The organism is Martelella sp. HB161492 (assembly GCF_013184775.1).
In the GTDB taxonomy this organism is placed as follows: Bacteria; Pseudomonadota; Alphaproteobacteria; order Rhizobiales; family Rhizobiaceae; genus Martelella.
On record NZ_JAATVV010000002.1, the window covers coordinates 586,577 to 596,685 of the forward strand.

Below are 10,109 nucleotides of genomic sequence, written 5' to 3' on the forward strand. Positions count from 1 at the left end.
GGCATTCGAGGCAAACATATGGGCGAAAAATCGCCCGGTGTGAAGCACTCCGGGCGATCATTTCGTTCAATTTCGAACTTATTCTGCGCTTTCGGCAGCGTTCAGAAGCTTGATGGAGCCACCGGCCTTCTCAATCTTCTCGATTGCAGCCTTGGAAGCACCAGCAACCTCGAGCGAAAGCTTCGCCTTCAGCTCGCCGTCGGAGAGAACGCGGACGCCATCCTTGACGCGGCGAATCACGCCGGCTTCCTTGAGGACTTCTGCGGTGACGGTCGTCTTGGCGTCGAGCTTGCCCGCATCAACAGCCGTCTGCAGCTTGGCGAGCGAAACCTCGGCAAACTCCTTGGCGAAGATGTTGACGAAGCCGCGCTTCGGCAGACGACGATAGATCGGCATCTGACCGCCTTCGAAGCCGTTGATGGCAACGCCCGAACGCGACTTCTGACCCTTGACACCACGGCCACCGGTCTTGCCGAGGCCCGAACCGATGCCACGGCCAACGCGCTTGCGAGCCGAAGTGGCGCCTTCGCGGTCCTTGATTTCGTTGAGTTTCATCGTTCTTTCCCCTCTCACTTCTCGTCGACGACGCGTACGAGATGGGATACCTTGTTGATCATGCCGCGCACAGCTGGCGTATCTTCCAGCGTGCGAACGCGATGCATCTTGTTGAGACCGAGGCCGATCAGCGTCTGACGCTGAACGGCAGGGCGACGGATCGGGCTGCCGATCTGCTCGACGGTGACCGTCTTCTTTTCAGTGGTCTTGGCCATCTTTGCCTCTCCCATCAATCGTCTACGCTGACGCCGGCAGCCTGACGGCGAGCCTGAAGCGTTGCATATTTCAGACCGCGCTGGGCAGCGATGTCCTTGGGGTGAACCTGGTGCTTCAGGGCGTCAAACGTGGCGCGAACCATGTTGTAAGGGTTCGACGAACCGGTCGACTTACAAACAACGTCAGCAACGCCGAGCGTTTCGAACACAGCACGCATCGGGCCACCGGCGATGATACCGGTACCGGCCTTGGCGGAGCGAAGGAGAACCTTGCCGGCGCCGTGACGGCCATTGACGTCGTGGTGCAGCGTACGGCCATCGCGCAGCGGTACGAAAATCATGTCGCGCTTGGCGCTTTCGGTTGCCTTGCGGATCGCTTCCGGCACTTCGCGCGCCTTGCCGTGACCAAAGCCTACGCGGCCCTTCTGGTCACCAACAACGACGAGCGCTGCAAAACCGAAACGACGGCCGCCCTTGACCACCTTCGCGACGCGGTTGATAGCGACGAGCTTGTCAACGAATTCGCTGTCGCGCTCTTCCCTGTTATTCTGGCGATCGTCGCGCGATCCCCGTCTTTCCTGTGCCATTGTCCTGTTCCTTTTTCTTTTCCGGGTGCAATCGGCATATCGAAAAGCCGCTCAGCATCTCTGCGTGATTGAGCGGCCGATGTAACGGACCTCAGTCCGACATTGTAGCCGGCGCTCCGCAAAGAGCGCCGGCTAAACTGAACTCAGAAGGACAGACCGCCTTCACGGGCACCATCGGCAAGCGCCTTGATGCGACCGTGGAAGATGAAGGCGCCACGGTCGAACACGACCTCATTGACGCCAGCCTTGACGGCGCGCTCAGCGATCAGCTTGCCAACAGCGGCAGCTGCGTCCTTGTCGGCGCCAGTCTTCAGAGACGTGCGCAGACCGGTGTCGAGCGTCGAAGCGGCGGCCAGCGTGCGGCCGGCTGCATCATCGATAACCTGAGCGTAGATGTTCTTCGAGGAACGGTGGACCGACAGACGCGGGCGACCATTCGCTACCTTCTTGAGCTGACGGCGCACGCGTGCGGCGCGGCGCCCAAGGGCTTCTTTCCTGCTAGCCATATCGCGTACTCCTTACTTCTTCTTGCCTTCCTTGCGGACGATGCGTTCTTCCGCGTATTTCACGCCCTTGCCCTTGTAGGGCTCGGGACCGCGATATTCGCGAATGTTTGCAGCGGCCTGACCGACAACCTGCTTGTCGATACCGGAGACGACGATTTCCGTCGGCTTCGGGCAAGCAAGCGAGACGCCTTCCGGCGGGGTGTAGATCACTTCGTGGCTGAAGCCGAGCGACAGCTGCAGGTTCTTGCCCTGCATCGCCGCACGATAGCCGACGCCGTTGATCTCGAGCTTGCGCTCGTAACCGTCCTTGACGCCCTTCAGGATGTTCTCAACCATGGTGCGCGACATGCCCCACTTGGAGCGCGCGTCCTTGGTCTGGTTAACCGGAGTAACAACGATGGCGTTGTCTTCCAGTGCTACGCTGACTTCGTCATTTGCAACGAAGCTCAGTTCACCCTTCGGGCCCTTGGCGGTAACCTTCTGGCCATCTACGGCCGCAGTAACACCAGCCGGAACCGGAACGGGCTTTTTACCGATACGAGACATTTTTTTTACCTGTCTGTTTCGCTAGGGAGGACCTGCATCAGTCTTAGAAGACCGAGCAGAGAACCTCGCCACCAACATTCTGTTCGCGAGCCTGGTGATCAGCCATAACGCCCTTCGGGGTCGAAAGGATGGTGATGCCAAGGCCGTTTGCGACCTGCGGAATGGACTTGACCGAGGCATAGACCCGGCGGCCCGGCTTGGAAACGCGGGCGATCTCGCGGATCACCGAAGCGTTTTCGTAGTACTTCAGCTCGATTTCGAACTCGGACTTGCCGTTTTCAAATTCGGTCTGGGTATAACCGCGGATGTAGCCTTCGGCCTGAAGAACGTCCAGAACACGGCCGCGCAGCTTGGAAGCCGGCGTCGATACGGAGTTCTTGCGGCGCGCTGCACCGTTGCGGATACGGGTGAGCATATCACCCAGGGGATCAGACATTGCCATGGGGAAGCTCCTTACCAGCTCGACTTGACGACGCCCGGCACCTTGCCGGTGTTGCCCAGATCACGAAGCGCAATACGGGACATGCCCAGCTTGCGGTAATAACCGCGCGGACGGCCAGATACTTCGCAACGATTGCGGATGCGGGTCTTCGAACCATCGCGGGAAAGGCTTGCAAGCTTCAGAGAAGCCCGGAAGCGGTCCTCGATGGGGAGCTCCTGGTTCATGATGATCGCCTTCAGCGCGGCGCGCTTGTCGGCGTCGCGGGCGACCGTCTTGCGGCGGCGCTTGTTCTTTTCGACTGCGCTTACTTTCGCCATGTCGGTTTTCCTTTTCTACGCTCGTCGTTACGGTTACTGGCGGAACGGGAAGTTGAACGCCTTCAGAAGCGTCCGGGCTTCGTCATCCGTCTTAGCCGTCGTGCAAACGATGATATCCATGCCCCACATCTGATCGACCTTGTCGTAGTCGATTTCAGGGAACACGATGTGTTCCTTGATGCCCATGGCGAAGTTGCCACGGCCGTCAAAGCTCTTCGGATTGAGACCACGGAAGTCGCGGACGCGCGGCAGCGCGATCGTGACCAGGCGATCAAGGAATTCATACATGCGAACGCCGCGCAGGGTTACCTTGGCGCCAATCGGCATGTGCTCACGCACCTTGAAACCAGCAATCGAGTTGCGGGCATGCGTGATGATGGCCTTCTGGCCGGCAATCGCACTCAGATCAGCGGCAGCCGTCGCGGGCTTCTTCGAGTCAGCCGTAGCTTCACCGACACCCATGTTGATGACGACCTTGTCGATCTTCGGGATCTGCATCTCGTTGGCGTAGCTGAACGCCTCCTGCATTTCCTTGCGGATGCTTTCGAGGTACAGCGCCTTGAAACGCGGTACGTAATTAACCTCAGCCATCGATCACATCTCCCGAGCGCTTTGCGTAACGAACCTTCTTATCACCCTCAAGCTTGATACCGACGCGGGTCGGCTTGCCATCCTTGGGATCGGCAACAGCGAGGTTGGAAAGATGGATCGCAGCTTCCTTGGTGATGATGCCGGCTTCAGTGGTCTGCGTCTGACGCTGATGACGGCGCACCATGTTGATGCCAGAAACGACGGCGCGGTCTTCCTTCGGGAAAACCGACAGAACTTCACCTGAACGGCCCTTGTCCTTGCCAGCGATAACGACGACCTTGTCGCCCTTCTTGATCTTCTGCATTGTTCCGCGCTCCCTTACAGAACTTCAGGAGCGAGCGAGATGATCTTCATATGGCTCTTCGCGCGGAGCTCGCGCGGAACTGGCCCGAAGATACGCGTACCGATCGGCTCTTTGTTATTGTTGATCAGGACAGCTGCATTGCTGTCAAAACGGATGACGGAACCGTCAGCGCGGCGAATATCCTTCGCGGTGCGCACGACTACGGCCTTCATCACATCGCCCTTCTTGACGCGACCGCGCGGAATAGCCTCCTTGACCGAAACGACGATAATATCGCCGATCGAGGCATACTTACGCTTGGAGCCGCCCAGAACCTTGATGCACATGACACGACGTGCGCCGGAATTATCCGCGACGTCGAGGTTTGTTTGCATCTGAATCATATCAGGTCGCCTTCTTGTTGTTACCGGACCGGTTGGGCACCTCACGCCCCCTTGCCCAGCTTATGGACATGTCTCAAAGGAAAAGGCCGCCCATTGCTGGACGCCCTTTGCACTTTAGTCCGTGCTACATACAGATATTTCGCAACAACGCAAGAGCGCGTGGCGAAATACCCGCATAATTTGCCTTAAGCCTGGGCGGAAACCACCGTCCAGCGCTTGTCCTTGGAGATCGGTGCGCATTCTTCGATGAATACCGTGTCCCCAATCTTGTACTGGTTCTCGGCGTCGTGGGCCTTGTACTTCTTCGAACGGCGAACCGTCTTCTGGAGAAGCGGATGGGCAAAACGACGCTCAACCCGGACTACAACCGTTTTATCGTTCTTGTCGCTAACGACAACGCCTTGCAGAATGCGTTTCGGCATTTTCTTGTCGGTCCTTTAGGCCTTGGCTGATCCCGCCTTCTGGCGGGCAATGGTCTTCACACGCGCGATGTCACGACGCACTTCCTTGATGCGCGCCGTCTTTTCCAGCTGACCCGTAGCCTTCTGGAAGCGCAGGTTGAACTGCTCTTTCTTCAGCTTTACGAGCTCATCCTTGAGCTGGTCTTCAGTCATCGCGTGAACGTCAGAGGTCTTCATCTCATTCACTCCTTATTCGGCGATGCGCTGAACGAAACGCGTCTTTACCGAAAGCTTGGCTGCGCCGAGACGCAGAGCTTCACGCGCGATTTCTTCGCTGACGCCGTCGATTTCGAACATCATCCGGCCGGGCTTGACCTTGCAGGCCCAGTATTCGATGCCGCCCTTACCTTTACCCATACGAACTTCGGTCGGCTTCTTGGTGACCGGAACGTCGGGGAAAATGCGGATCCAAACACGACCGGCACGCTTCATGTGACGCGTGATCGCGCGGCGGGCCGCTTCAATCTCACGTGCATTGACGCGATTCGGTTCCTGCGCCTTCAGCCCATACTCACCGAAAGCCAGCTCCGCACCGCCCTTGGCGACGCCCTTGATGCGTCCCTTGAACTGTTTGCGGAACTTTGTACGCTTTGGCTGCAACATTTTTATCTATCTCCGAACTTGGCGGACGCCTGAAATGAATCAGGCGTTCTCGCGGCGGCGATGCTGGTTGCCGCTGTTACCCTTGTTGTCGCCTTCCAGCGCGCGACGCTCGGAGGCCATGGGATCATGCTCAAGGATTTCGCCCTTGAAGATCCAGACCTTAATGCCGCAGACACCGTAAGCGGTTTCGGCTTCAGCCGTACCGTAGTCGATGTCGGCGCGCAGCGTGTGAAGCGGAACGCGACCTTCGCGGTACCACTCCGTGCGGGCAATTTCTGCACCGCCAAGACGGCCGCCACAGGTGATCTTGATGCCTTCGGCGCCAAGACGGATCGCCGACTGCACAGCGCGCTTCATGGCGCGGCGGAAAGCAACACGGCGTTCCAGCTGCTGGGCGATCGACTGAGCAACCAGGGTCGCGTCAGTTTCGGGCTTGCGCACTTCAACGATGTTGAGGTGCATTTCCGAATCCGTCATCGTCGACAGCTTGCGACGCAGCTTTTCGATATCTGCGCCCTTCTTGCCGATGATGAGACCCGGACGGGCCGAATGGATCGTCACGCGGCACTTCTTGTGCGGGCGCTCGATGACCACCTTGGCGATGCCGGCCTGCTTCAGTTCCTTGAGCAGATATGCCCGGATCTTCAGGTCCTCATGCAGCAGCTTGCCATATTCATGGTTGTCGGCGAACCAACGGCTGTCCCAGGTACGGTTGATGCCGAGACGGAAACCGATCGGATTAATCTTCTGACCCATCAGGCGGCCTCCTCTTCGACTTCACGAACAACGATCGTCAGATGCGAGAAAGGCTTCTCAACACGCGATGCACGGCCGCGGCCGCGAGCGTGGAAGCGCTTCATCACCATCGACTTGCCGACATAGGCTTCGGCAACGACCAGCTGGTCAACGTCGAGATCGTGGTTGTTTTCAGCGTTCGCAATGGCCGACTCAAGAGTCTTCTTGACGGTCTCTGCGATGCGCTTGCGCGAGAATTCCAGATCGGCCAGGGCCCGATCAACCTTCTTACCGCGAATCAAAGCGGCGACGAGGTTGAGCTTCTGGGGGCTGATGCGGATCGAGCGCGCAACAGCCTGAGCTTCATTTTCCTTGAGCCGGCGTTCGGCTTTTGCCTTGCCCATTATTACTTCCTCTTCGCCTTTTTGTCGGCGCCGTGACCGTAATAGGTCCGGGTCGGCGCGAATTCGCCGAACTTATGACCGACCATCTCTTCCGATACGGATACCGGAATATGCTTGCTGCCATTATAGACACCAAAGGTCAGGCCGACGAACTGCGGCATGATCGTGGAGCGACGGCTCCAGATCTTGATGACCTCATGGCGACCGCCTTCGCGAACCTTCTCAGCCTTCTTGAGAAGATAGCCGTCGACAAACGGTCCTTTCCACACTGAACGAGCCATTTCAGACTACCTCTCTTACTTCTTCTTCTGGTGGCGCGAACGCATGATGAACTTGTCGGTAGACTTGTTCGAACGGGTCCGCTTGCCCTTGGTTGGCTTGCCCCACGGCGAAACCGGATGGCGACCACCGGAAGTACGACCTTCACCACCACCGTGCGGGTGGTCGATCGGGTTCATGACAACGCCGCGAACATGCGGGCGCTTGCCGCGCCAGCGCGAACGGCCGGCCTTGCCGTCATTCGTGTTCGAGTGGTCGGGGTTCGATACAGCACCGATCGATGCAAGGCAAGAGCCCGGCACCAGGCGCTGTTCGCCCGAGTTCAGGCGCAGGATCGCCATGCCCTGGTCGCGACCGACCAGCTGGGCATAGGTGCCTGCGGAACGAGCGATCTGGCCACCCTTGCCCGGCTTCATTTCCACGTTGTGGACGATCGAGCCGACCGGGATGAACTGCAGCGGCATCGCGTTGCCCGGCTTGACGTCAACAGCGCTTTCAGACGCGATGACCTTGTCGCCGGCGGCGAGGCGCTGCGGCGCCAGAATGTAGGAAAGCTCACCGTCGCCATAGCTGACAAGTGCGATGAAGGCCGAGCGATTCGGATCATATTCCAGACGCTCTACGGTGCCTTCAACTTCGAACTTGCGACGCTTGAAGTCGATGATGCGATAGGTCCGCTTGTGACCACCGCCCTGGAAGCGGGCAGTCACGCGGCCGTAGTTGTTACGGCCACCCTTGGACGACAGACCATGCGTCAGGGCCTTGACCGGCTTGCCCTTGTAAAGCTCCGAACGCTCGACAATGACCAGCTGGCGCTGGCTCGGCGTTGTCGGATTGAAATGTTTCAATGCCATCTTTTCATTCCCTATTGGGTTTCTACCCTACCGGGCCTGGTTCAAACGCCGGTCGATACGTCGATGCTCTGGCCTTCAGCCAGGGTGACGATCGCCTTCTTGACGTCCTTCTGCTTGCCGGTGAAACCCCGGAAGCGCTTGATCTTGCCTTTGCGCAGCAAAGTGTTCACAGCCTTGACCTTGACACCAAAGAGCGCTTCGACAGCGGCTTTGATTTCCGGCTTGCTGGCCGTCTTTGCGACGTTGAAGACAACCTGGTTATTATCCGAAACCAGGGTCGACTTCTCGGTAATGACCGGCGAAACGATCACGTCGTAATGGCGGATGTCGCTCATTTGAACCGCTCCTCCAGAGCTTCTACCGCAGCCTTGGAAAGCACGAGCTTGCCACGGCGCAGGATGTCGTAAACATTGATGCCCTGGACCGGCAGCACATCGACATTCGGGATGTTGCGCGCTGCGAGGGCGAAGTTGCCATCGAGTTCGGCGCCGCCGATGATCAGGGCGTTGTCGAGGCCGAGAGCGGCGAACTTGCCGGACAGCAGCTTGGTCTTGGCTTCGGCCGCAACCAGATCATCAACGACGATCAGGCTTTCCGACTTTACCTTGGACGACAAAGCGTGCTTCAGGGCGAGAGCGCGGATCTTCTTCGGCAGATCATGGGAATGATCACGCGAAACCGGACCATGCGCGGCACCACCGCCACGGAACTGCGGCGCACGTGCCGAATGGTGACGTGCATTACCCGTGCCCTTCTGGCGGTACATCTTTGCACCGGTGCGGGCGATATCGGCGCGGCCCTTGGCCTGGTGGGTACCCTGGCGCTTGGCGGCCAGCTGGTAGCGAACCATGCGGGCAAGAATGTCTTCGCGCACTTCCAGGCCGAAGATCTCGTCCTTCAGGCTGACCGTACCGGCGTCCTTGCCTTCAAGTGTCTTGATAGTGAGATCCATTATTCGGCTCCATTCGTTTCAGCGACGCGCAGGCCGGCCGGACGCGGTGCGTTCTCCGGAATGCTGGACTTGACGGCGTCGCGGACGCGGATCCAGGAACCCTTCGAACCGGGAACTGCACCCTTGACCATGATGATGCCGCGCTCTGCATCCACACGGACAACCTCAAGGTTCTGCGTGGTGACGCGCGTCTGGCCCATGTGACCAGCCATCTTCTTGTTCTTGAACACCTTGCCCGGATCCTGGTTCGAACCCGTCGAACCGTGCGAGCGGTGCGAAACCGATACGCCGTGGGTCGCACGAAGGCCGCCGAAGTTGTGCCGCTTCATTGCACCGGCAAAACCCTTACCGACCGTGACGCCACTGACGTCAACCAGCTGACCGACAACAAAGTGATCGGCCGTCAGCTCGGCACCAACCTCAAGCAGGAACTCTTCAGAAACGCGAAATTCCTGAACCTCGGACTTGGGCTCGACCGACGCCTTGGCGAAGTGGCCGCGCAGAGCCTTGGAGGTATTCTTCGGCTTGGCGTGACCGGCGCCGAGCTGAACGGCGATGTAGCCATCCTTTTCCTCGGTCCGCGTCGAAACGACCTGGCAGTCTTCGATCAGCAAAACTGTAACAGGGATATGGTCTCCGGCATCATTGTAGATGCGGGACATCCCCTTCTTCCGTGCTATAACACCTGAACGCATCGGTTCATTCCTTTTGGAGTTTCGGCGGGGATGTGAACCCTCGCCTGCCTCTCTTTGGGACATCATCCGCGCCGCCTTGCTGCGCCTGAAGATTGGTCCCGTGAATTGCTTAAGCCCCGATCAATCAGAGCCTGATTTCGACATCAACGCCGGCTGCAAGATCCAGCTTCATCAGCGCATCGACCGTCTGCGGGGTCGGATCGACAATGTCAAGCAGGCGCTTGTGGGTGCGCATTTCAAACTGCTCGCGGCTCTTCTTGTCGATATGCGGACCGCGGTTCACGGTGAATTTCTCGATCCGGGTAGGAAGCGGAACCGGTCCGCGAACATTCGCGCCCGTACGCTTCGCCGTCGATACAATCTCACGCGTAGAGGCATCGAGGATCCGGTGATCAAACGCCTTAAGGCGGATGCGGATGTTCTGGCCCTTCATGCGACTCGTCCTTGTTTGTTTTCGCGCCCTGTCATTCCTGGACAAGGCGCTTCGATTATTATTCCGACCCGGCTCTGCCGATTTTCAAAAATCTGTAGGGACATGAGAATTCCATGTCCCTACCATTCTCAAACGGCGCCTTACGGTCTGCCGTATTACTTGATGATCGAGGCGACGATGCCGGCGCCGACGGTGCGGCCACCTTCGCGGATAGCGAAGCGCAGCTTTTCTTCCATCGCGATCGGAA

Annotated in this window: 21 protein-coding genes and 1 pseudogene; all 22 read right to left on the minus strand. The window is 58.6% G+C overall.

Going from position 1 to position 10,109, the window contains the following annotated elements; translation table 11 throughout:
- Positions 1-78 precede the first annotated feature (78 nt).
- Positions 79-555: a 50S ribosomal protein L15 gene (rplO, locus tag HCK86_RS05620; protein WP_176083470.1), complete on the minus strand. Its 477-nt coding sequence runs from the start codon at positions 553-555 to the stop codon at positions 79-81.
- A 14-nt stretch (positions 556-569) separates the two neighbouring features.
- Positions 570-770 carry a 50S ribosomal protein L30 gene (gene rpmD / locus HCK86_RS05625; protein WP_141149697.1) on the minus strand — a complete coding sequence of 67 codons (201 nt, stop codon included), beginning with the start codon at positions 768-770 and terminating at the stop codon, positions 570-572.
- Between the two features lie 14 nt (positions 771-784).
- Positions 785-1,357, minus strand: coding sequence for a 30S ribosomal protein S5 (gene rpsE / locus HCK86_RS05630; RefSeq protein ID WP_141149698.1), 573 nt, complete (start codon positions 1,355-1,357; stop codon positions 785-787).
- A 143-nt stretch (positions 1,358-1,500) separates the two neighbouring features.
- The gene (gene rplR, locus HCK86_RS05635) at positions 1,501-1,863 is read right to left on the minus strand and encodes a 50S ribosomal protein L18 (protein ID WP_176083471.1); all 363 of its coding nucleotides are present in this window, start codon (positions 1,861-1,863) and stop codon (positions 1,501-1,503) included.
- A 12-nt stretch (positions 1,864-1,875) separates the two neighbouring features.
- Positions 1,876-2,409 carry a 50S ribosomal protein L6 gene (gene rplF / locus HCK86_RS05640; RefSeq protein ID WP_176083472.1) on the minus strand — a complete coding sequence of 178 codons (534 nt, stop codon included), beginning with the start codon at positions 2,407-2,409 and terminating at the stop codon, positions 1,876-1,878.
- A 43-nt stretch (positions 2,410-2,452) separates the two neighbouring features.
- Positions 2,453-2,851 (minus strand): 30S ribosomal protein S8, encoded by a 399-nt coding sequence (rpsH, locus tag HCK86_RS05645; protein WP_141149701.1) that lies wholly within the window; start codon positions 2,849-2,851, stop codon positions 2,453-2,455.
- An 11-nt stretch (positions 2,852-2,862) separates the two neighbouring features.
- Positions 2,863-3,168: a 30S ribosomal protein S14 gene (gene rpsN / locus HCK86_RS05650; RefSeq protein ID WP_141149702.1), complete on the minus strand. Its 306-nt coding sequence runs from the start codon at positions 3,166-3,168 to the stop codon at positions 2,863-2,865.
- A gap of 33 nt (positions 3,169-3,201) precedes the next feature.
- Complete coding sequence (rplE, locus tag HCK86_RS05655) at positions 3,202-3,759, minus strand: 50S ribosomal protein L5 (RefSeq protein ID WP_176083473.1); 558 nt, start codon at positions 3,757-3,759, stop codon at positions 3,202-3,204.
- The gene (gene rplX, locus HCK86_RS05660; RefSeq protein ID WP_141149704.1) at positions 3,752-4,063 is read right to left on the minus strand and encodes a 50S ribosomal protein L24; all 312 of its coding nucleotides are present in this window, start codon (positions 4,061-4,063) and stop codon (positions 3,752-3,754) included. The genes rplE and rplX overlap by 8 nt, the downstream gene beginning before the upstream one ends.
- A gap of 14 nt (positions 4,064-4,077) precedes the next feature.
- Positions 4,078-4,446, minus strand: coding sequence for a 50S ribosomal protein L14 (gene rplN, locus HCK86_RS05665; protein ID WP_141149705.1), 369 nt, complete (start codon positions 4,444-4,446; stop codon positions 4,078-4,080).
- A 185-nt stretch (positions 4,447-4,631) separates the two neighbouring features.
- Positions 4,632-4,868, minus strand: coding sequence for a 30S ribosomal protein S17 (gene rpsQ, locus HCK86_RS05670; RefSeq protein WP_045683794.1), 237 nt, complete (start codon positions 4,866-4,868; stop codon positions 4,632-4,634).
- A 15-nt stretch (positions 4,869-4,883) separates the two neighbouring features.
- Entirely contained in the window at positions 4,884-5,084 is a 201-nt protein-coding gene (rpmC, locus tag HCK86_RS05675; RefSeq protein ID WP_141149706.1) for a 50S ribosomal protein L29, read from the minus strand.
- A 12-nt stretch (positions 5,085-5,096) separates the two neighbouring features.
- Complete coding sequence (gene rplP, locus HCK86_RS05680) at positions 5,097-5,510, minus strand: 50S ribosomal protein L16 (protein ID WP_141149707.1); 414 nt, start codon at positions 5,508-5,510, stop codon at positions 5,097-5,099.
- A gap of 39 nt (positions 5,511-5,549) precedes the next feature.
- On the minus strand, positions 5,550-6,266 hold the full coding sequence (rpsC, locus tag HCK86_RS05685) for a 30S ribosomal protein S3 (RefSeq protein WP_176083474.1): 717 nt from the start codon (positions 6,264-6,266) through the stop codon (positions 5,550-5,552).
- On the minus strand, positions 6,266-6,649 hold the full coding sequence (gene rplV / locus HCK86_RS05690; RefSeq protein WP_141149709.1) for a 50S ribosomal protein L22: 384 nt from the start codon (positions 6,647-6,649) through the stop codon (positions 6,266-6,268). The genes rpsC and rplV overlap by 1 nt, the downstream gene beginning before the upstream one ends.
- Before the next feature lie 2 nt (positions 6,650-6,651).
- A complete protein-coding gene (rpsS, locus tag HCK86_RS05695) occupies positions 6,652-6,930 on the minus strand; it encodes a 30S ribosomal protein S19 (protein ID WP_024708105.1) in 279 nt (92 codons plus the stop codon).
- Positions 6,931-6,945: 15 nt separating this feature from the next.
- A complete protein-coding gene (gene rplB / locus HCK86_RS05700) occupies positions 6,946-7,782 on the minus strand; it encodes a 50S ribosomal protein L2 (protein WP_176083475.1) in 837 nt (278 codons plus the stop codon).
- A gap of 41 nt (positions 7,783-7,823) precedes the next feature.
- Positions 7,824-8,117, minus strand: coding sequence for a 50S ribosomal protein L23 (locus HCK86_RS05705; RefSeq protein ID WP_141149711.1), 294 nt, complete (start codon positions 8,115-8,117; stop codon positions 7,824-7,826).
- The gene (gene rplD, locus HCK86_RS05710) at positions 8,114-8,734 is read right to left on the minus strand and encodes a 50S ribosomal protein L4 (protein ID WP_176083476.1); all 621 of its coding nucleotides are present in this window, start codon (positions 8,732-8,734) and stop codon (positions 8,114-8,116) included. Before rplD ends, HCK86_RS05705 begins: the two co-directional genes overlap by 4 nt.
- Positions 8,734-9,429: a 50S ribosomal protein L3 gene (gene rplC / locus HCK86_RS05715; protein ID WP_176083477.1), complete on the minus strand. Its 696-nt coding sequence runs from the start codon at positions 9,427-9,429 to the stop codon at positions 8,734-8,736. Before rplC ends, rplD begins: the two co-directional genes overlap by 1 nt.
- A gap of 124 nt (positions 9,430-9,553) precedes the next feature.
- The gene (gene rpsJ / locus HCK86_RS05720; RefSeq protein WP_141149714.1) at positions 9,554-9,862 is read right to left on the minus strand and encodes a 30S ribosomal protein S10; all 309 of its coding nucleotides are present in this window, start codon (positions 9,860-9,862) and stop codon (positions 9,554-9,556) included.
- 155 nt (positions 9,863-10,017) lie between these two features.
- Positions 10,018-10,109 (minus strand): annotated as a pseudogene (locus HCK86_RS05725) (elongation factor Tu); the annotation flags it as partial.